The organism is Streptomyces sp. NPDC054757 (genome assembly GCF_053612185.1).
The window spans coordinates 130,633-153,362 of sequence record NZ_JBSHBW010000008.1; the positions used below are offsets into that span (position 1 = coordinate 130,633).

Sequence of the window (22,730 nt, forward strand, 5' to 3'; positions counted from 1 at the left end):
GCGAATGACATGTGAAGTGCTCGATGTGTGGAGGCAGCGATGACCGGACAGGCCGACAAGCTCCTGGAAGCGCTGCGTGCCTCGGTCAAGGAGACCGAGCGGCTGCGGCAGCAGAACCGCCGGCTCGTCGATGCGGCATCGGAACCGCTGGCGATCGTCGGCATGAGCTGCCGGTACCCGGGCGGTGTGACCACCCCTGAGCAGCTGTGGGAGCTGGTCGCGACAGGCGGGGACGCCATCTCCGGCTTCCCCGCCGACCGCGGCTGGGACACCGGGGGCGTCCAGGACCCCGACCCGGACCACCAGGGCACTTCCTCCGTGGCCAAGGGCGGCTTCCTCCAGGACGCGGCCGGCTTCGATGCGGGGTTCTTCGGGATCAGCCCGCGTGAGGCGCTGGCGATGGACCCGCAGCAGCGGCTGCTCCTGGAGACGTCGTGGGAGGCGCTGGAGCGGGCCGGTGTGGCACCCTCCTCGCTCCGCGGCACGCAGACGGGGGTGTTCGTCGGGGCCGCCACATCGGACTACCACGCCAACCCGGCCCTGCACACCGACGACCTCTACTGGCACCTGATGACCGGTGGCGCGGTCAGCGTGATGTCCGGGCGCATCTCCTATCTGCTCGGGCTGCAGGGCCCGGCGGTGTCGGTGGACACGGCCTGCTCGTCCTCACTGGTCGCGCTCCACCTGGCCTGCCAGGCGCTGCGCTCCGGGGAGTGCTCGATGGCGCTGGCCGGGGGCGCCACAGTGATGGCATCGACCGTCGGGCTCGTCGGGTTCTCCCGGCAGAGCGGCCTGGCCCAGGACGGCCGCTGCAAGGCGTTCTCCGCCGACGCGGACGGCATGGGCATGGGCGAGGGCGCCGGCATGGTCGTCGTCGAGCGCCTCTCGGACGCCCGCCGGAACGGCCACGAGGTGCTGGCGGTGGTGCGGGGCTCAGCCATCAACCAGGACGGTGCGTCCAACGGCCTGACCGCGCCCAACGGCCCGTCCCAGCAGCGGGTGATCCGTGCCGCACTGGCCGGCGCCCACCTGACGGCGGCCGATGTCGATGTGGTGGAGGCGCACGGCACCGGTACGACGCTGGGTGACCCGATCGAGGCGCAGGCGCTGCTGGCCACCTACGGCCAGGACCGTCCCGAAGGCCGTCCGGTGTGGCTGGGCTCGGTGAAGTCCAACATCGGCCACGCCCAGCAGGCGGCCGGTGTCGCGGGGGTCATCAAAATGGTGATGGCCCTGCGGCAGGGCGAGCTGCCCCGGACCCTGCACGCGGACGAGCCATCGCCGCACGTGGACTGGGCCGCGGGGGACGTCAGGCTGCTGACGGAGCAGATGCCCTGGCCCAGCGGGGAGCGGGTGCGGCGCGCCGGTGTCTCCTCGTTCGGCCTCAGCGGAACCAACGCGCACGTCCTCCTGGAGGAGGCACCTGAGGCCACCGCCGATGAGGCCCCGGCGGAGACCGGGGAAGAGGGCGCCGGGACCACGGCCCCCGCGCCGCTGGTGTCGGGTGCCGGTGCATGGGTCGTGTCCGGCCGTTCGGCTGCGGGCCTGGGCGCGCAGGCGGAACGGCTGCGGGAGTGGGTGGCTGCCCGTCCCGAGTTGGAGCCGGCCGATGTGGCCCGGTCGTTGGCGGTCACTCGCTCGGTGTTCGAGCACCGGGCGGTGGTGGTCGGTACGGACCGCGCCGAGCTGACCGGCGGCCTGGAGAGCCTGGCTACGGGCGTTCCGACCGGCGCTGTGGTGTCCGGGGTGGCCCGCTCCGGTGTCCGTCCGGTGTTCGCGTTCGCGGGTCAGGGTTCGCAGTGGGTGGGGATGGGGCGTGAGCTGGCGGGGGTTTCGCCGGTGTTCGCGGCGCGGCTGGGTGAGTGTGCCGAGGCGCTCTCGCCGTACGTGGACTGGTCGTTGGACGATGTACTGGCGGGGGCGGAGGGTGCGCCTGTCCTGGAGGCGGCTGATGTGGTTCAGCCTGCTCTGTGGGCGGTGATGGTGTCGTTGGCTGTGGTGTGGGAGGCGGCCGGTGTCGCCCCGGAGGCTGTGGTCGGGCATTCGCAGGGCGAGATCGCGGCGGCGACCGTTGCGGGGATGTTGTCCCTTGAGGATGGTGCCCGGGTGGTGGCGCTGCGCTCGAAGTCGCTGAAGGTGCTTGCTGGTGCGGGCGGGATGCTCTCGATCAGCCGCCCGGCCTCCGAGGTCGAGGAGCGTCTGGTCCGCTTCGGTGAGCGTGCGTCGCTGGCTGCGGTGAACGGGCCTTCGGTGACGGTGGTTTCGGGTGAGCCGGGCGCTCTGGAGGAGTTGAAGGCGGAGTTCGAGGCTGAGGGTGCCAGGGCGCGGATGGTGGCGGTGGACTACGCCTCGCACTCCGCTCAGGTGGACCGGCTTGAGGAGGAGATCACGGCCGCGCTGGCCGGGATATCCCCGCGTCGGGGTCGTGTCCCGATGGTCTCCGCGATGACCGGCGAAACCCTGAGCGGTGAGGAGCTGGACGCGGGCTACTGGTTCCGCAGCCTCCGTGCCACGGTCCACTTCGACCGCGCGGTACGGGCCCTGGCGGGCCGCGGACACCAGCTCTTCATCGAGGTCACCCCGCACCCGGTCCTGATGGGCGCGATGAACGACACCCTTCAGGACCTCGCCCAGGAGACCGGACCGGGTACGGAGCCGGCCGCCGTCTGCGGGACGCTGCGCAGGGACGAGGGCGGCACGCAACGGCTGGTGACCTCGCTGGCCGAGGCGTTCGTGGGTGGGGCGCCGGTCGACTGGGAAGCGGTGCTCCCCGGAGGGCGGCGGGTCGAGTTGCCGACGTACGCCTTCCAGCACGAGCGCTTCTGGCCGAAGGCCGCCGGCACCGTCACGGGCGGCGACCCGGCGGCGCTGGGCCTCAGTGCCATGGGTCATCCGCTGCTGGGAGCAGCAGTTGAACTCGCCGGTGGAGCAGGCACGTTGTGCACCGGTCGGCTGTCGGTGCGTACGCATCCGTGGCTGGCTGACCACGCGGTGGACGGTGTGGTGCTGCTGCCGGGGACCGGCTTCGTGGAACTGGTCGTACGCGCCGGTGACCAGGTCGGCTGCGGGCTCCTGGAGGAGCTGACGCTCCAGACGCCGCTCACCCTCCCCGACGACGGCGGAGCCGTGCAGATCCAGGTGGTGCTGGCCGAAACCGGAGCGGACGGCCGCCGCCCCGTCGATGTCTTCTCGCGCCCGGACGCGCCCGACCAGCCCCAGGTGTGGACCCGGCACGCGAGCGGACTGCTCGCCCCCACCGGCCCGGCCGCCGCCACCGACGACGACTTCGCGGTATGGCCGCCCCGCGGGGCCACGAAGGTGGACGTCTCGGGTCTGTACGAGGCCGCGAACGAGGGCCCGTACGGCTACGGCCCGGCGTTCCAGGGGCTCCAGGCGGTGTGGCGCCGTGGCGAGGAGGTCTTCGCCGAGGTCGCCCTCCCGGAGGGGGTGGCGCAGGACGCCCCCGCGTTCGGCCTGCACCCCGCCCTGCTCGACGCCGTACTGCACGCCTCCTTCCTGATGGGCGGAGCCGGAGAGGGTACGACCGGCGAGGTGCGGCTTCCGTTCGCATGGACGGGGGTCGAGCTGCATGCGAGTGGCGCCTCGGTGCTCCGCGCCCGGCTGCGCCGCGACGCGGCGGGCACCCTGGCGATGACGGCCGCCGACCCGGCAGGCCGGCCCGTGCTCTCGGTGGCCTCGCTGATCACCCGCCCGGTGGACACCGACCGCCTCCGCTCCGCCGATATGGCAGTCGCGGACGCACTGTTCACCGTCGCCTGGACACCGATCGCGGGGGGAGAACCCGTAGCCGGGGAGTGGGCGCTGCTCGGCACCGACCGCTTCGGTGTCGCCGAGACCCTGGAACAGTCCGGCACCCCGGTGCGGACCTTCTCCGGGCTGGCGGATGCCGCTGCCGCCGCGGAGGCTGCGGAGTACACGCCCGCCGTGGTCCTGGTCTGCGCCGGCGGCGCGGACGGCGCGGACGATCCGGCGTCGGCCGCGGCGCGGGCGACCGGTGAGACGCTGGGCCTGGTGCAGCAGTGGCTGGCCGAAGACCGGCTCGGCGACGCCAGGTTGGTGGTGCTCACCCGTGGTGGTGTGTCGGTCTCGGCCGGTGAGGGGGTGGCCGACCTGCCGGCCGCCGCTCTCGCCGGGCTGGTGCGCTCGACGCAGTCGGAGAACCCGGAGGACCGGCTGCTCCTGGTGGACCTCCCGGCCACCCGTACCGCCGGGCAGATCGCCGCTCTTCCGGCCGCCGTCGCCGCCGGAGAGCCTGAGGTCGCTGTCCGGGACGGTGTGTTGTACGGGCGGCGGTTGACGCGGTCTTCGGGTGCGTTGGTGGTTCCTGAGGGTGTGTGGCGGCTGGAGCCGGATGCGGGTGGTTCGCTGGAGGGGCTGGCGTTGGTGCCGGTTCCTGGGGTGGATGGCCCGTTGTCGGCGGGTCAGGTGCGGGTGGCGGTCGGTGCCGCGGGGCTGAACTTCCGTGATGTGCTGATCGCGCTGGGTATGTACCCCGGCGGCGGAGTACTCGGCAGTGAGATCGCCGGAACAGTGCTCGAAGCCGGACCTGGCGTCACCCAACTGGCCCCGGGTGAACGGGTGATGGGCGTGGCCCAGGGCGGCTTCGGCCCTGTACTGGTCACCGACGCCCGCCAGCTGGTCCGCGTACCGGACGCATGGACCTTCGCCGATGCGGCCTCGGTGCCGACGGCCTTCATGACGGCTTGGTATGCGTTGGTGGAGTTGGCGGGTGTGAAGTCGGGTCAGCGGGTGTTGGTGCATGCCGGTGCTGGTGGTGTGGGTATGGCGGCGGTGCGGATTGCCCGGTATCTGGGGTTGGAGGTCTTTGCGACGGCGAGTCCGGGCAAGTGGTCGGTGCTGGCGGGGATGGGCCTGGATGAGGCGCATGTGTCGTCGTCGCGTGGGGTGGGTTTCGAGGCGGAGTTCCTGGCTGCCACGGGTGGTGCCGGTATGGACGTGGTGGTGAATTCGCTGGCGGGCGAGTTCACTGACGCGTCGTTGCGGTTGCTGCCGCGTGGCGGGGCGTTCGTGGAGATGGGCCGTACGGATGTCCGTGACGCGGAAGTCGTCGCGGGGGAACACCCGGGCGTCCACTACCGGCCTTTCGACCTGGGTGAGGCGGGCCCCGAGAGGCTGGGCACCATGCTCGGCCGGATCGTGGAGCTGGTGGTCGCCGGGGAGCTGGAGCGTCTTCCGCTGCGGGCCTGGGACGTGCGCCGGGCACGGGACGCGTTCCGCTTCATGCAGCAGGCCCGGCACACCGGAAAGATCGTCCTGACCTTCCCCGCCCACCTCGCCGAGCCCCGTCCGGCCACCGCGCACAGCGCCCGTGCTGCCCTGATTACCGGTGGTACGGGCACGTTGGGTGGTCTGGTTGCGCGTCATCTGGCGGTGACGGGGCGGGCCGAGCGGTTGGTGTTGACGAGCCGTTCGGGTCCGGCTGCGGCTGATGTGGCCGCTTTGGCGGCGGGGTTGGCCGAGGCCGGTGCGTCGGTGGATGTGGTGGCGTGTGATGCGGCGGACCGTGGAGAGCTGGCCACCGTACTGGCCGGGGTGCCGGCGGAGGTTCCGCTGCGGACCGTGGTGCATACGGCGGGTGTGCTGGACGACGGCACGGTGGCCTCGTTGACCCCTGAGCGGATCGCGGGCGTGATGCGCCCGAAGGCGGACGGTGCCTGGAACCTGCATGAACTCACCCGTGGGCTGGACCTCGACCACTTCGTACTCTTCTCGTCCTCAGCGGCGGCGTTCGGGGTGCCCGGTCAGGGCAACTATGTGGCGGCCAACGCCTTCCTGGACGCACTGGCCGCCGAGCGCCGTGCCTCCGGGCTCCCGGGCCTTTCGCTGGGATGGGGCCTGTGGGCCGACGCCAGCGGCCTGACCGGGCAGTTGACGGAATCCGACCGGTCCCGGATATCCCGCAACGGCGCGGTCGCGCTGAGCGCCGATGAGGGGCTGGCGCTGCTGGACCTCTCTCTGGCGGGCGACGAGGCGGCGGTTGTTCCCTTCCGGCTGGACCCGGCGGCGCTGCGGGCCCAGGCGGCCCGCAGCACGGAGGTCCCGCCGCTGTGGCGGGCGCTGGTCACCGCCGGCATCGGGCGGCGAACCGCCGCCGGTGCGGACGGCGGTGGTGCCGACTCGCTGCCGCAGCAGCTGGCCGGACTGCCGGAACCGGAGCGGATGCGGCTGCTGACCGACCTGGTCCGCACCCACGTGGCGGCCGTCCTGGGGCACACGTCGGCGGAGGCGATCGAGCCGTGCCGGGCCTTCACCGACATCGGCTTCGACTCGCTGACCGCCGTCGAGCTCCGCAACCGGCTGAACGGTGCGACCGGGCTGCGGCTCCCGGCCACCCTGGTCTTCGACTACCCCAACCCGCTCGCGCTCGCCGGTCACCTGAGGTCCCGGCTCGTCGGCGACGGGGACGAGCACACCGTCGGCCTGCCGCCGGTCCGCACGGCCGACGCCGCCTCCGGCGAACCCCTCGCGATCGTCGGCCTGGCCTGCCGGTTCCCCGGCGACGTCAACGGCCCGGAGGAGTTCTGGCGCCTGCTCGCCGGGGGGACGGACGCCGTCTCACGCTTCCCGGACGACCGGGGCTGGGACGTGGAGGGCCTCTACGACCCGGACCCCGACAGCGTGGGCACCTCCTACGCGCGGGACGGCGGATTCGTCTCGGACGCCGGAGGCTTCGACGCCGATTTCTTCGGGATCAGCCCGCGTGAGGCCCTTGCCATGGACCCGCAGCAGCGGCAGATCCTGGAGACCTCCTGGGAGGCGCTGGAGCGGGCGGGCATCGACCCGGCCGCGCTGCGCGGCAGCCAGACCGGTGTCTTCGTCGGCGGCTTCGCCTCGGCCTACGGGATCGGTCTGGCCGCCGGGAGCGAGGGCGCGGAGGGGAGCGCCACCACCGGCTTCGCCACCAGTGTGCTGTCCGGCCGGATCTCGTACGCGCTCGGTCTCGAAGGCCCGGCGGTGACGGTGGACACGGCATGCTCCTCCTCCCTGGTCGCGCTGCACCTGGCCGCCCAGGCGATCCGCGCCGGCGAGTGCTCCCTGGCGCTCGCGGGCGGCACCACGATCATCTCCACCCCGGACGGGATCGTGGGCTTCAGTCAACAGCGCGGCCTGGCCGAGGACGGCCGCTGCAAGGCGTTCTCCGCCGACGCGGACGGCATGGGCTTCGCCGAGGGCACCGGTGTGCTGGTCGTGGAGCGGCTGGCGGACGCCCGCCGCAACGGGCACAAGGTGCTGGCCCTGGTACGGGGAGACGCCGTCAACCAGGACGGTGCGTCCAACGGTCTGACAGCGCCCAACGGCCCCTCGCAGCAGCGGGTGATCCGCGCGGCGCTGGCCAACGCCCGGCTGACGCCCGCCGATGTGGACGTGGTGGAGGCGCACGGTACGGGTACGAGGCTGGGTGATCCGATCGAGGCGCAGGCGCTGCTGGCCACGTACGGCCAGGACCGCGGCGAGCGCGGCTCGCTGTGGCTGGGCTCGGTGAAGTCCAACATCGGTCACACCCAGGCCGCAGCGGGTGTCGCGGGGATCATCAAGATGGTGCTGGCGCTTCAGCACGAGCAGCTGCCGCGCACCCTGCATGCCGACGCGCCGTCCCCGCATGTCGACTGGAGCGCCGGAGATGTGCGGCTGCTCACCGAAGCGGTGCCGTGGCGGCCCGACGGCCAGGTCCGCCGCGCCGGTGTCTCCTCCTTCGGTATCAGCGGTACCAACGTCCACGTGCTCCTGGAGGAGGCCCCCGCCGAGGAGACAGGAGAGGAGAACCCGGAGACGGACGACCACCTCACGGACGGCTGCCCCGCAGCTTCGGCACGGGTGCTCTCCGGCGCTGAGGCCGGTGCGGTGGTGCCGTGGGTGGTGTCGGGGCGTTCTGCTGCGGGGCTCGCGGGGCAGGGGGAGCGGCTGGGGGCGTGGGTGGCTGCCCGCCCGGAGCTGGAAACGGCTGATGTGGCGTGGTCGTTGGCGACGACCCGGTCCGCGTTCGAGCACCGGGCTGTGGTGGTGAGCGGTGACGGTACGGAGCTGGTGGCCGGGCTGGAGAGTCTGGCGGCCGGTGTGCCTTCGGGTTCGGTGGTGTCCGGGGTGGCCCGCTCGGGCTCCCGCCCGGTGTTCGCGTTCGCGGGTCAGGGTTCGCAGTGGGTGGGGATGGGGCGTGAGCTGGCGGAGGTGTCGCCGGTGTTCGCGGCGCGGCTGGGTGAGTGTGCGGCTGCGCTCTCGCCTTATGTGGACTGGTCGTTGGACGAGGTCCTTGCGGGTGCGGATGGTGCGCCTGCGTTGGAGGCGGCTGATGTGGTTCAGCCTGCTCTGTGGGCGGTGATGGTGTCGTTGGCTGCGGTGTGGGAGGCGGCGGGTGTTGCCCCGGAGGCTGTGGTGGGGCATTCGCAGGGTGAGATTGCTGCGGCGACGGTTGCGGGGATGTTGTCCCTTGAGGACGGTGCGCGGGTGGTCGCCCTGCGTTCCCGGTCGCTGAAGGTGCTGGCGGGCCGGGGCGGGATGCTGTCGATCAGCCGTCCCGCTTCCGAGGTCGAGGAGCGTCTTACCCGTTTCGGTGAGCGTGCGTCGCTGGCTGCGGTGAACGGGCCTTCGGTGACGGTGGTTTCGGGTGAGCCGGGCGCTCTGGAGGAGTTGAAGGCGGAGTTCGAGGCTGAGGGTGCCAGGGCGCGGATGGTGGCGGTGGACTACGCCTCGCACTCCGCTCAGGTGGACCGCCTGGAGGAGGAGATCACCACAGCCCTTGCCGCGATCACTCCGCGTTGGGGCCGTGTCCCGATGGTCTCCGCGATGACCGGCGAGACCCTGACCGGTGAGGAGTTGGACGCCGGGTACTGGTTCCGCAGCCTCCGTGCCACCGTGTACTTCGACCGTGCGGTGCGGGCCCTGGCGGGCCGTGGCCATCAGCTGTTCATCGAGGTGACCCCGCATCCGGTGCTGCTGGGCGCGATGAACGACACCTTGGAAGAGGTCGCGCAGGAGGCGGGCCCCGGTGTCGTATCGGCCGCCGTCTGCGGGACGCTGCGCCGCGACGAGGGCGGCGAGGCACGTCTGCTGACTTCGCTGGCCGAGGCGTTCGTGGGTGGGGCGCCGGTCGACTGGCGCGCGGTACTGCCCGTCGGTGAGCAGGTCGAGTTGCCGACGTACGCCTTCCAGCACGAGCGCTTCTGGCCGAAGGCGGCCGGGGCGGCGGCTGTGGGCGGGGACCCGGTGTCGCTGGGGCTGGGCGCGGTGGGTCATCCGCTGCTTGGTGCCGTGGTGGAACTGGCCGGAGGGGCCGGTCTGGTGTGCACGGGACGTCTGTCGGTGCGGACGCATCCATGGCTGGCGGACCACGCCATTCGTGGAGCCGTACTGCTGCCGGGTACGGGTTTCGTGGAGTTGGTGGTGTGTGCCGGCGACCAGGTGGGCTGCGGGGTGCTGGAGGAGCTGACGCTCCAGGCGCCCCTGGTGCTGCCCGCCGATGGCGGCGGGGTGCAGGTCCAGGTCGTACTCGCCGAAGCGGACGCCGAAGGCCGCCGGACGGTCGAGGTCTTCTCCCGCCCCGACTCGGCCGACGGCACAGACCCCGCGGAGGCATGGACGCAGCACGCCGGCGGTCTGCTCGCCCCCGCCGCGGGAGCTGCCGTCGCGGAAGAGGACTTCGCCGTGTGGCCGCCCCACGGGGCCACGAAGGTGGACGTCTCGGGTCTGTACGAGGCCGCGAACGAGGGCCCGTACGGCTATGGGCCGGCCTTCCAGGGGCTGCGGGCCGCGTGGCGTCGCGGTGCGGAGGTCTTCGCCGAGGTGGCGCTGCCCGATGAGGTGGCGCAGGACGCGGCTGCCTTCGGCCTCCATCCGGCGCTGCTGGACGCTGTGCTGCAGGCCGGCGTTCTGCTCGGTTCGGAGACCCAGGGCGAAGCGGACCAGGTGCGGTTGCCGTTCGCGTGGACGGGCGTCGAACTGCATGCGAGCGGCGCGTCGGTACTGCGCGCCCGGCTGCGCCGTGACGCGCGGGGCACGCTGGCCCTGACGGCCGCGGATGCGCTGGGCGCCCCGGTGGTCTCGGTGGCATCGCTCATGACGCGTCCGGTGGCGGGCGGTCAACTCCGCGCCTCTGGGGCCGGGTTGGCGGACGCCCTGTTCACCGTGGAGTGGACCCGGATTCCCGGGGGTGAGTCCCCGGCCGGGGAGTGGGCGCTGCTCGGTACCGATCGCTTCGGTGTGGCCGATGCCCTCAACCGCGCTGGAAAGCGGGTGCGTTGCTTCTCCGTACCGGATGAAGTTGCCGCTGCCGTGGAGACGGGGGAGTGCCGGCCCGCTGTGGTTCTGGCCTGCGCCGGGGGCGAGGATGACAGCGCCGACGCGGCGACGGCTGCGGCGCGGGCTACCGGAGAGACGCTCGGCCTGGTGCAGCAGTGGCTGTCCGAAGAGCGCCTGAACGAAGCCAGGTTGGTGGTGCTCACCCGGGGCGGCGGGGCTGTCTCGGCCGGTGAGGGGGTGGCCGATCTGCCGGCTGCCGCTCTCGCCGGGCTGGTGCGCTCGGCCCAGTCGGAGAACCCGGGCCGGCTGGTCCTCGTGGACCTGCCGCCGAACGCCACCGGGGAGCAGATTGCCTTGCTGCCCGACGCGCTGGGCACCGGAGAGCCGGAGGCTGCGATCCGCGACGGCGCCGTATACGGCCGCCGGCTGAGCCGTCCATCCCGCTCCACGAAGGCAGTTGAACGTCCTTCGAACCGTTCGGCCGCCGCGTACAGCGCCCGTACCGCCCTGATCACGGGTGGTACGGGCACGTTGGGTGGTCTGGTGGCGCGTCATCTGGCGGTGACGGGGCGGGCCGAGCGGTTGGTGTTGACGAGCCGTTCGGGTCCGGCTGCGGCTGATGTGGCCGCTTTGGCGGCGGGGTTGGCCGAGGCCGGTGCGTCGGTGGATGTGGTGGCGTGTGATGCGGCGGACCGTGGAGAGCTGGCCACCGTACTGGCCGGGGTGCCGGCGGAGGTTCCGCTGCGGACCGTGGTGCACACGGCGGGTGTGCTGGACGACGGCACGGTCGGGACACTGACCGCGGAACGGGTGGCGGGCGTGATGCGCCCGAAGGCGGACGGCGCATGGAATTTGCATGAGCTGACCCGGGAACTCGCCCCGGAACTGGAGCACTTCGTCCTGTTCTCGTCCTCAGCGGCGGCGTTCGGGGTGCCCGGTCAGGGCAACTATGTGGCGGCCAACGCCTTCCTGGACGCACTGGCCGCCGAGCGCCGTGCCTCCGGGCTCCCGGGCCTTTCGCTGGCCTGGGGGCTGTGGGCCGACGCCAGCGGACTGACCGGGCAGCTGTCGGATTCGGGCCGGGACCGGTTGACGCGCAGCGGCGCGGTCGCGCTGAGCGCCGATGAGGGACTGGCGCTGCTGGACCTCTCGCTGACCCGGGACGAGGCGCTCCTGGTGGCCTCCCGACTGGACCTGTCGGGGCTACGTGCCCAGGCGGCCCGCAGCGCGGAAGTCCCGCCGCTGTGGCGGACGTTGGTCACCGCCGGCACCGGACGCCGCAGCGCTGCCGGGGCGGACGGCGCGGGCGCGGACCCCCTACAGCAGCAGCTGGCAGCCCTGCCCGCCGCCGAGCGCGACGAACTGCTGCTGAACCTGGTACGTGCACACGTCGCCGCGGTCCTGGGACACGCATCGGGGGAGTCGATCGAGTCCGGCCGGCCCTTCACCGACCTCGGCTTCGACTCGCTCACCGCCGTCCAGCTGCGCAACCGGCTGAGCAGCGCCACCGGGCTGCGGCTGCCCGCCACGCTGGTCTTCGACTACCCGAACCCGGCTGCGCTCGCCGGGCACCTGCGTACACGGCTCGGCGAGGGTCCGGAGCCGGGCACCACGGCTGCGACCGGCACGGCAGCGGCCACGACCACGACCGGGGCGACGGACGATCCGATCGCCATCGTCGGGATGAGCTGCCGCTTCCCCGGGGGTATGGCAGGCCCCGAGGACCTGTGGCGGATGCTCTCCGACGGCGAGGACGCGATCTCGGAGTTCCCCACCGACCGCGGCTGGGACCTGGAGGGGCTGTACGACCCGGACGCCGCACAGAGCGGCACCTCGTACACCCGGGCGGGCGGGTTCGTACAGGACGCCAGCGCCTTCGACGCCGGCTTCTTCGAGATCAGCCCGCGTGAGGCCCTTGCCATGGACCCGCAGCAGCGGCTGCTGCTTGAGCTGGCCTGGGAGGCGTTCGAGCGGTCCGGGATCGACCCGGCCACCCTGCGGTCCACTCCGACCGGCACCTTCGTCGGGGGCTACGCGTCCGGCTACGAGATGAGCGTCCTGGCACAGGGCGGTTCCGAGTCCGAGGGCCATCTGATGACCGGGATCGCCACCAGCATCCTGTCGGGCCGGCTCGCCTACACCTTCGGCCTGGAGGGCCCGGCGGTGACGGTGGACACCGCCTGCTCGTCGGCGCTGGTGGCGCTGCACCTGGCGGCGCAGTCGCTGCGGTCCGGAGAGTGCTCGCTGGCGCTGGCCGGCGGTGTGACCGTCATGGCCACCCCGGGCACGTTCGTGGAGTTCTCCCGGCAGCGCGGGCTCGCCGCGGACGGCCGGTGCAAGGCGTTCGCCGCCACGGCCGACGGCACCGGCTTCTCCGAGGGTGCCGGCCTGCTCGTGATCGAGCGGCTCTCGGACGCCCGGCGCAACGGGCACCCGGTGCTGGCGGTACTGCGCGGCAGCGCCACCAACCAGGACGGTGCGTCCAACGGTCTGACCGCGCCCAACGGCCCCTCCCAGCAGCGGGTCATCCGCGCGGCGCTCGCCAACGCGGGCCTGACATCCGCCGATGTGGACGTGGTGGAGGCGCACGGCACCGGCACCAGGCTGGGCGACCCCATCGAGGCACAGGCGCTGCTGGCCACCTATGGCCAGGACCGCCCCGACGACCGGCCGCTGTGGCTGGGCTCGGTGAAGTCCAACATCGGCCACACCCAGGCCGCCGCCGGGGTGGCCGGAGTGATCAAGATGGTGCTGGCGCTGCAGCACGGCCAACTGCCCCGCACACTGCACGTGGACGAGCCCTCTCCCCATGTCGACTGGGCCTCCGGAGAGGTGCGGCTGCTCACCGAACCTGTGCCGTGGCGGGCGGACGGCCGGCTCCGCCGCGCCGGTGTCTCCTCCTTCGGGATCAGCGGCACCAACGCGCATGTCATCGTCGAGGAGGCGCCCGCGCCGCAGGCCGGGCCCCCGTCCGGAGCCGAACCGGCTCCGGCGGCCGCTCCGGCACCGCTGCCGGTGGTGCCCTGGCTGCTCTCCGCACGGACCCCGGAGGCGCTCCGGGCCCAGGCGGGGCGGCTGCGCCAGTTCCTGCTGGAGCGGCCCGGTACGGACCCGGTGGACATCGGTTTCTCGCTGGCCACCACGCGTACCTCCTTCGACCACCGCGCCGTGGTGCAGGGCGCGGACCGCGACGCGCTGCTCGCGGGCCTCGCGGTGGCCGCCGCGGGGGTGCAGACCAGGGACGTGGTGACCGGCACGGCCACGGCGGGCCGGAAGACGGTGTTCGTCTTCCCCGGCCCGGCCGCCTCGTACGGGAGCCGCGACGGAGACGTCGGGCTGGACGCGGCCGCCGCGCTGCTCGACGAGTCCCCGGTCTTCGCCGACCGGATCGCCGACTGCGAGCAGGCCCTCGCGCCCCATGTGGACTGGAAGCTGACCGAGGTGCTGCGGGCCGGCGAGGACAGCCCGGCGCTCGGCAGCCCCGAGGTCCGCCACCCGGTGCTGTGGGCGGTGCTGGTGTCGCTCGCGGCGCTGTGGCGCTCGGCCGGCGTGCACCCCGCCGCGGTGGCCGGGCAGGGGCTGGGCGAGATCGCCGCCGCCCAGGTGGCCGGCGTGCTGACGGCCGCCGAAGCGGCCGCGCTCGCCGTGCTCTCCGGCCGGCCGACGGCCGACCGCAGGCCGCTCGCGGTCCACCCGCGGCCGGGTTCCGTACCGCTCTTCTCCACCCGGTCCATGGCCTGGGTGGACGGGCCGGACCTGGACGCCGGGCACTGGCTGCCCGACGCTTCGCAGGAACCGGCCGTACCTGTAGGGGAGTTGGCCGAGGCCCTGGCCGGATCCGGGTTCGGTGCCTACGTCGAGGTCGGTCCGGGGCCGGTGCTGGCCACCGCCCTCGCGCAGGCCCTGGAGGCCGGGGAAAGCGGCGCGGGCCGCGACGGTGCGCCCGTCGTCACCGCGACCCTGCGCGAGCGGGAGACAGGCATCCGGGCGTTCACCTCCGCACTGGCGGCTCTGCACGTCCGGGGTGTGGCTGTGGACTGGGCCGCCGTCCTGGGCGCCGGACACCGGGTGGACCTGCCCACCTACGCCTTCCAGCGGCAGCGGTACTGGCCTCAGCCGTCGGCCCGCCAGGCCGCTCCCGAAGCGCGGGCGGCCGACCCGGGCTCCCCTGACGAGCAGCGATTCTGGTCCGCGCTGGCGGAACAGGACATGGCCGCACTGACCGAGGTGCTGGGCGCGGGCGAGCCCTTGCGGGAGGACATGCCGCTGAGCGCGGTGCTGGCGCGGTTCTCCGCCTGGCGCCGGGACAGCGTCGCACCGGACGGGGAGCCCCAGCCCGACGGCCCACCCGGCGCCGCGGGAGGGGACGAAGGCGCCGGGGCGGACAGCCCGGACGCCGCCACTGCGGACTGGCGGCAGCGGCTCGCCGAAGTCTCCCCGGCCGAGCAGCAGAAGCTGCTGAGCGGACTGGTACGGGAGGAGATCGCGGCGATGCTCGGATACGGGTCTTCCGACTCCGTCCCGCAGTACGGCGACGTCTTCGAACTCGGCATGACCTCGATGTCGGCCGTTCAACTGCGGGAAAGAATGAACGAGCTGACTGGTCTTACACTGCCGGAGGGCTTCGTCTATGACCTCTATATGCCGGAAGCCATCGCGGAGTTCCTGCTCGGCGAACTGACGGCGGCACTCCGGGAAGGCACTCCCGAAGACCGGTGAGAGGTTTCCTGAAATACGGGAAATGCCGGCGCCCGACCGGATTTCGTTACTCAGTTCCGCAGGCTGCAGTGCGGGGAAATCAGTCAGCCAACTCCGATGATGGGATGAGAAAGTGCCGAACGAGAACGCCTGGAGTGTCATAACCGAGCCCGTCTCGAATTCCCTGATACTCGGCGTCGACTTCCCCGCGGCCGGACGTCACGAGGCGGGCTTCGAGGACCTCGTGGAGGGGATGGGCTCCGCCTGGTCCGGCCACGGGTTCCTGCAGACCTCGCCGCCGCCGGTGCGGCTGTCCGACAGGCCGTCGGGCGACTTCTACACCGACCACTGGATGCGGTCGGGCGACTGGGAGAAGCACGAGGTCGTGGCGGTGCTCGGATACTGTGTCGGCGCCGTCTACGCGGGCCGGGTCGCCGAGCGGCTGGCCGAAGCGCAGGGCAGGATGCCCCAGGTGGTGCTGTTCGACGCTCAACTCGCCGATCTGCAGCTGCTGGAGTCCGAGATGCACAAGATGATCGGCCAGGCGGGCCCGGTGCTCAGCACGGAAGAGGCGGAGCAGGGACGGAAGCAGGCAGCCGAGATCGTCGCCGCCCCGTCGATCGGTATGGCGGATGCTGCCGGGCAGATGGTCGAGCTGTACCGGGGCATGGCCGGTTCGGCATTCCGGCGGATCGGACTCTCCGAATCCCGCTGCGAAGAGATGGTGCTGCTTTTCGAGTCGTACATGACCTGGCTCTCCGCCTCGTCCCAGGTCGACCCGGCACGGGCCTGGAACGGTGCGCTCGGCTTCACATCGGCCGACTACGCCGAATTGGAGAAGACCGGAGCCACCACCGTCGTGAACGCCGTCGAGACAATCGGCCGGCGCATACCCGTCGACATCGGCCACGCCGAACTTCTGCGGGACGAATCGACCGTGCGCGCCCTTCTCGCCAACGCTGAATTCTGACCGACATGAACTCTCTGCCGGACCCGTCACTACCCGTCCCGGAATACGCTCCGGAACCGGCGGGTGCACACACCAGGGCCGCCACGAACGCGGGCGCGCACACCAGGGCCACCACCAACAAGGAGAAGGCCCTCTGGCTGCTGGAGCAACTGGTCCCCGACACCGGGGTGAACAATCTGGGGCTGGCGCTCCTGGTGAGCGGCCGGCTCCGGCCGGACGTGCTGAGCGCGGCCCTGGCCGTGGTGGCCGGCCGGTTCGAGGTGCTGCGCACCGTGTTCCGGGCGAGCGGCGCCGATCTGGTCAGGGAGGTCGTACCGGCCGGGGAGTTCGCCGTCCCCATGGAGCCGCTGGAGCTGACCGGCGGGCCGCTGGCGGATGACCTGACCGCCTTCGTCGACCACCCCTTCCGGCTCGACGGCCGCCCCCTGATCCGGGTCGGCACCGCCACCGTCGCCGACGGCGATGTGCTCTGTGTGGCCGTGCACCACTTGGTGTTCGACATGGTCTCGGCCGGCGTCCTGCTGGAGGCGCTGCTCCCGGTCTACGAAGCCGTCGCGGCCGGCCGGCCGGTGCCGGATGAGGCCATGGCACCGATCCCGGCCCTGGCCGAGTCCGAGCCGCGCCCCGCCGACCTCGACCACTGGCGCCGCACCCTGGACGGCTTCGACCCCGCAAGCCTGGGCCTGTGGTGCGGCACTCCGCGCGGCCGGCAGCCGATGCTCACCGGGGAGAGCGTCACCCGGGCGCTCGGCACCGAAGCACAGCAGGCAGCGGTCCGGTTGCAGCGTGCCGTACGGGCGCCGGTGGGCGCCGTGATGCTCGCCGCCTACGCCGCCCTGCTCGCCTCCCACGGCGCAGGCCCCGACCTGGTCATCGGCTCCCCGGTGGACGTCCGCGGGGCGAGCACCGGCGCCATCGGATACCACGTCAACGTCGTCCCGATCCGGATCCGGGTGAACCTCGCCGCGAGCTTCCGGGACCTCGCCCGCCAGGCCAGGGACGCCTTCCTCGGCTCGATGGCCCACGCCCGCACCCCCGTGGACGAACTCGCCGGTGAACTGCCGGGGATCGGTACGTCCTGGGAGACCCAGCTCTTCCGGCACCTGTTCAACTTCCTCCCGGGCGCCCCGGTCGGCGAGCTGAGGGTGGACGGGATGCCGGCCCGGCTGCTGACGGTGGAGAACCCGCACAGCAAGTTCGACCTGGAACTCGTCGGCTCCCCGGCCGGCGCCGAGCTGATGCTGCGCTACTCCGAGACGCTGACCCGCGCCGACGCGGAGGCCCTGCTGGCCCGGTTCGAGGCGCTGCTCGTCACGGCCGCCGAGGACCCGGACCTGCCACTCGGCGGCAAGGCGGGCTGGAGCGAGGCCGACCGCGCCACGGTCGACCGGGCCAACGACACCGCGACTGTCGGCCAACACGCCACCGTGGACGGGGCTTTCCTCCACCACGCACGCAGCCGACCGGCGAGCCCGGCCGTACTCGACGGCGAACGCACGGTCACCTACGGCCAGTTGGACACCGCGGCCGACGCCGTACACCAGCTGCTGACGGACGCCGGGGTACAGGCCGCGGACGTGGTGGCGGTCGCGGGGCCGCCGGACGGGACGGCCGCCGCGCTCCTCGGCTGCTGGCGGGCCGGCGCGGTCTGCCTCCCGCTCCACCCCGGAGCAGAACCGGCCCTGCTGACGGAGCAGATGACACGGCCCGGGGTGAAAGCTGTACTGGCCGGGGCCGCGGTACAGCTGCCCGCAGAGGCCGAGCTGCCCCCGGTCCTGCCACTGCCCGCGTTCCCGGAGAGCGGCGCGGAGCCCGCCTTCCCGGAGAGCGGCCCGGAGCAGCCCGGAGCGACCGTCGCGCGGCACGGCGCCGGGGCCGAACCGGACGCACCCGCCTGCCGGCTGACCGCCCCGGCGGACGCGGGGCAACCGGCAGGAACCGTACTGAGCCACGCCGGAATCGCGGACACCGCAGGCCACTTCGCCCGGGAACTCGGCGTCGGGCCCGGCACCTGCGTGCTGAGCATCGCCCGGCCCGGCACCTTCGACGCGCTCTTCGACACCGCCCTGGCGCTGAGCGCCGGAGCCCGGCTCGTCATCGCACCCGATGAGGCCCGCACCGACGCCACCGCGCTGCACGTGGTCGCCGAGCGGCATGCGGTCGCCGAGCGGCACGGGGCGAGCGTCCTCGCGGTCCCGCCCGGTACCCCGCCCGGGCTGCTGGAGGAACTCGGTGGCCGGCTGTCCGGACTGACGGTCTTCGCCCCCGGCGACGAGCTGTCCGCGCGGGCCGCGAAGGAACTGCTCGCCGCCGACTGCCGGCTGTACTGCGGCTACGGCGCCCAGGAGACCACCGGCTGGGCCCTCTCGGGCCGGGTCACCACCCCCGAGGACACCCGCAGGGGCCGGCCGATCGGCAACACCCGGGCGTTCGTCGCCGCCCGCGACGGACGGGAGCTGCCCGTCGGCGTACGCGGCGAACTGTGCGTCGCCGGAACCGGCCTGGCCCTGGACGACGCCGGCGGCCTTGCCTTCCCGGACCACCCCGGGTACGGACGCCACCACCGCACCGGCCGGCTCGCCCAGTGGCACCCGGACGGCACCCTCAGCTGGCAGGCCCGCACGGAAGCCACCGCGGGCACCGCCGCCGATGACACCGCGGATGACACCGCCGCGGACGACCCGCTCGTCCGTGACCTCGTCGGGATCTGGCAGCAGCTCCTGGACACCGAGGCCACCGCGCAGACCAACTTCTTCGACTCGGGCGGCCACTCGCTGCTCGCCGCCGTGCTGACGCAGAAGGTCGAGGACCTCACCGGTACCGCCCTCCGGCTGCGCGACGTCTTCAAGCACCCGACCCCCGCTGCCCTCGCCGCGAGGGTGCGCGGGTGAACCGGAACAAGCAGGGCCCCGGCAGCACCGCCAGGAGAGAACCGGCCGCCCGTAACCGGGCCCACCGACGCGACCGGGCCCACCGAACCCAGGAAAGAGACCATGAGCACTGCTTTCGATGAGCACCGGCTCGCCGTCATCGGCGCCGGCGTGATGGGCACGAACATCTCGGCACTGGCACTCGGCCATGGCGTCGACGTCGTCCTGGTCGAGGTGGACGAGACCGCACTCGACCAGGCGCGCGGCACCGTGCGGCAGAAGCTGCGGCACGCCCAGCTGATGGGTGTGCTGCCGGAAGGCCGCCCGCAGGGCACGCTGACGCTCACCGCGTCGCTGGACGACATCGCGGACGCCGACACCGTCGTCGAAGCCGTCACCGAGGTCGCCGAGGTCAAGAAGGAGGTGCTCAGCGCGGCCTCCAAGCTCGTCACGCCCGGCACCACCCTGATCTCCAACACCTCCTGCATCCCGATCGACGAGATGGCCGCATGGACGGCACGCCCCGAGGACCTCCTGGGCGTGCACTTCATGAACCCCGCGTACATGATCAAGATGGTCGAGGTCATCCGCGGCCCGCGTACCTCCCCCGACGTCCTGGAACGCGCCACCGCGCTGCTCACCCTCCTCGGCCGGGAGTCCCTCGTCATCGAGGACTCCGCGGGATTCGTGATCAACCGGCTGCTGCACCCGCTGATCAACACCGCGGCCATGCTCGTCCAGGAGGGCGTGGCGTCCGTCGAGACGGTGGACAACCTGCTGCAGGGCTGTCTGGGCCACTCGACAGGACCCCTGCGCACCGGCGACCTCATCGGCCTGGAGAACCTGGTCGACTCCCTCAACGTGCTCTACGAGCGCCGTGGGGACGAGAGTTGCCGCCCCTGTGACCTGCTGCTCGCCAAAGTGCGGGACGGCGACCTCGGCCGGAAGACCGGCCGGGGCTTCTACGACTACGGAAAGGTCGCCTCATGACCGTCGAAGGCGAAACCAGCACGCTCACCGCGGAGACCCTGCACAAGGAGCTGCTCGGCTTCCTCTCCGAGCGGATCCAGACCACCGTCGAGCCGGATCAGGACCTGTTCTCCTCCGGCATGGTCTCCTCCATGTTCGCCATGCAGCTCGTCGTCCACCTTGAGGAGGCGTACGACATCGCCATCGTCGGCGGCGACCTCAAGCTGGACAACTTCCGCACCGTGCAGACCATGACCGACCTCGTGCTGCGCCTGCAGGGCACGGCGGAGGCGGACTGAGATGCCGGAACTCCTGTACGACGAGCGCGCGCTGGTCAGCGAGCTCGTCGGCGACCGGGCAGCCGGCTGGGACGTCGAGGGTGAGCTGCCCGTCGATGTACTGCGCACGCTGGGCGCCCGCGGCCTGCTCTGCGCGCAGGTCCCGGCGAGCTTCGGCGGCCTCGGCCTGAGCAGCTCCGCCAACGGGGAACTCACCGCCCACGTGGGCAGCCTGTGCAGTTCGCTGCGGTCGGTGATGACCTCGCAGGGCATCGTGGCCTGGACCGTCCAGCGTTTCGGCGACCGCTCCCAGCGACGTGCCCTGCTCGCCGAGCTGACCGGCGGGAAGCTCACCGCGGTCGGCTTCAGCGAGCCCGGCGCGGGCAGCGACCTGGCGGCCATGCGCACGAGGATCAAGGCAGAAGGCGACGGGTTCGTCGTGGACGGCGCGAAGAAGTGGGTCACCGGCACCCGGTACGCCGACTTCGTGCTGATCGTCGGCCGGTACGGGGACGGTGACGGCGCCGCCGCCGCGGTCGTCCCCGTCGACGCGCCCGGCGTGCACATCGAACCGGTGCCGCACCCCATGGGCTGCCGGGCCGCCGGGCACGCCGACATCCGCCTCGACAACGTCCGGCTGCCCGCCACGCACGTGCTCGGAGGCGGCGGACAGCCGCTGTCCATGCTGTTCACGACGGCGCTCTCCTACGGGCGGATGTCCATCGGCTGGGGCTGCGTCGGCATCCTGCGGGCCTGCCTGGAGGCCGCGGCCCGGCACGTGAGGCAACGGCACCAGGGAGATGTGGCGCTCGCCGAGCACCAGCTGGTACGCGGGCACCTCTCCGACCTGCTGGTCGCCGAACAGGTCGCGCTCCGCGCCTGCGAGCACGCCAGCCGGCAGTGGGACGCGGCGGCCCCGGACATGGGCGCCATGGCGGTCCTCGCCAAGCACGTCGGCGCCCAGCAGGCCGCCCGGAGCGCCGCAACCGCCGTCCAGCTGCTCGGCTCGACCGGCGCCGCTGACGGGCACGTGGTGGCCCGCGCTTTCCGGGACGCCAAGCTCATGGAGCTGATCGAGGGCAGCAACGAGATCTGCCGGCTGATCCTCGCCGACCACGTGCTGTCCGGCACCAAGGCCGGCTGACACCGCCGGGCCGCGCACACCGGTGCCGGCTCCGGCGCCCGTCCCACCGCCCCTGTCCGTCCCACCGTTCCCGCCCGTCCCACCATCCCCGTCCGTCCGATTCCACCCCTCGGCTCGCGTCCGCCGGCCCGCAAGACCCTGACGCGAGCGAAGCCCGTAGGAGACCCCGTGGCCGACAAGCCAACTCTCGTGAAGTGCCTGGTCTGGGACCTGGACAACACCGTCTGGGACGGCACCCTGCTGGAGGACCCGGAAGTCGAACCGTTCCCCGGGATCCTGGACACCCTGGTGGAGCTGGACTCCCGGGGCATCCTGCACTCGGTGTCCAGCAAGAACGACTACGACCTGGCCTGGAAGCGCCTGGAGGAGCTGGGCCTCGCCGAGTACTTCGTACAGCCCCGGATCGGCTGGGGCCGCAAGTCCGACGCGGTCCGGGAGATAGCCGAGCGGCTGAACTTCGCCGAGCGGACCATCGCGTTCATCGACGACCAGCCGACCGAGCGCGCCGAGGTCAACTACGGCGCCCCCGACGTCCGGTGCTATCCGGCCGAGCAGGCCACCGCACTCTCCGGGCTGCCCGAGTTCACCCCGGAGACCGTCACCGTCGACGCCCGCCGCCGCCGCGAGATGTACCAGGCGGGCGCCCGCCGGGAGGCCGAGAAGGAGACGTTCAACGGCCCCGACGAGGACTTCCTGCGCAGCCTCGACCTGGTCATGACGATCAAGCGGGCCGACGAGGAGGACCTCTCCCGGGTCGAGGAACTCACCCTGCGCACCAGCCAGATGAACGCGACCGGTGTGCACTACTCGGACGCCACGCTGCGGGCTCTGCTGTCCGACGCGGACCACGAGGTGCTGACCGTCACCCTGACCGACCGCTTCGGCCCGCACGGCGCGGTCGGCGTGCTCCTCCTGGACCGCCACCCGGAGCTGTGGCACCTCAAGCTGCTGGCCACATCCTGCAGGGTGGTCAGCTTCGGCGCAGGCTCGGTGCTGCTCAACTGGCTCATCGATCAGGCGGCACGGGCCGGTGCGCACCTCGCCGCCGACTTCCGGCGCACCGAACGCAACCGCATGATGGACATCGCCTACCGGTTCGCCGGCTTCGCCGACGACTCCTGTGCCTGCCTCGCCGTGCTCGGCGAGCCCGCCGGGGAGGGCGTCCAGCAGCTGCACCTGCACGCCGACCGCCGCGAGGCACCGTCCACGATGAAGCTGACCGCCCCGGACCTGACCGCCCCGGACCTGGCCGCACACACCGGCGCACACACCGGGGAGAAGGATCCCGTCGGCTGACGGTGCGAAGGTCGCGGCGGCCCGCGTACCAGGGCCGCTGACCGGGCCCACCGACCGGGGCCACCGGGCCCGCGCACGGGCCCACCGACCGGGGTCGCGGCCGATCCGACGGACCCTCCCGCTCCACTTTCTGCCCCTTCCGTCGAGCCTCTCCGCCGCAGCCATCCGGTCGTCCGGCCCCCTTTCCGGCCGGAGGACCGGCGGCGGGGTACCGCAGTCAACTTCCGGAA

7 protein-coding genes are annotated in these 22,730 nt (G+C 72.6%); all 7 read left to right on the top strand.

Annotated elements, in window-relative coordinates:
- Window positions 1–39: 39 nt before the first annotated feature.
- The 7 genes from ACWGKJ_RS13250 (at window position 40) to ACWGKJ_RS13280 (ending at window position 22,500) form a co-directional block, all read left to right on the top strand.
- On the top strand, window positions 40–14,994 hold the full coding sequence (locus ACWGKJ_RS13250; protein ID WP_453315730.1) for an SDR family NAD(P)-dependent oxidoreductase: 14,955 nt from the start codon (window positions 40–42) through the stop codon (window positions 14,992–14,994).
- A gap of 112 nt (window positions 14,995–15,106) precedes the next feature.
- The gene (locus tag ACWGKJ_RS13255) at window positions 15,107–15,943 is read left to right on the top strand and encodes a hypothetical protein (protein ID WP_385026043.1); all 837 of its coding nucleotides are present in this window, start codon (window positions 15,107–15,109) and stop codon (window positions 15,941–15,943) included.
- 5 nt (window positions 15,944–15,948) lie between these two features.
- A complete protein-coding gene (locus tag ACWGKJ_RS13260; RefSeq protein ID WP_385026040.1) occupies window positions 15,949–18,834 on the top strand; it encodes a condensation domain-containing protein in 2,886 nt (961 codons plus the stop codon).
- Between the two features lie 102 nt (window positions 18,835–18,936).
- Complete coding sequence (locus tag ACWGKJ_RS13265; protein WP_385026037.1) at window positions 18,937–19,803, top strand: 3-hydroxyacyl-CoA dehydrogenase family protein; 867 nt, start codon at window positions 18,937–18,939, stop codon at window positions 19,801–19,803.
- On the top strand, window positions 19,800–20,081 hold the full coding sequence (locus ACWGKJ_RS13270; RefSeq protein ID WP_385026034.1) for an acyl carrier protein: 282 nt from the start codon (window positions 19,800–19,802) through the stop codon (window positions 20,079–20,081). The genes ACWGKJ_RS13265 and ACWGKJ_RS13270 overlap by 4 nt, the downstream gene beginning before the upstream one ends.
- A gap of 1 nt (window position 20,082) precedes the next feature.
- Complete coding sequence (locus ACWGKJ_RS13275) at window positions 20,083–21,204, top strand: acyl-CoA dehydrogenase family protein (RefSeq protein ID WP_385026031.1); 1,122 nt, start codon at window positions 20,083–20,085, stop codon at window positions 21,202–21,204.
- 168 nt (window positions 21,205–21,372) lie between these two features.
- The gene (locus ACWGKJ_RS13280) at window positions 21,373–22,500 is read left to right on the top strand and encodes an HAD-IIIC family phosphatase (protein WP_385026028.1); all 1,128 of its coding nucleotides are present in this window, start codon (window positions 21,373–21,375) and stop codon (window positions 22,498–22,500) included.
- Window positions 22,501–22,730: the final 230 nt, after the last annotated feature.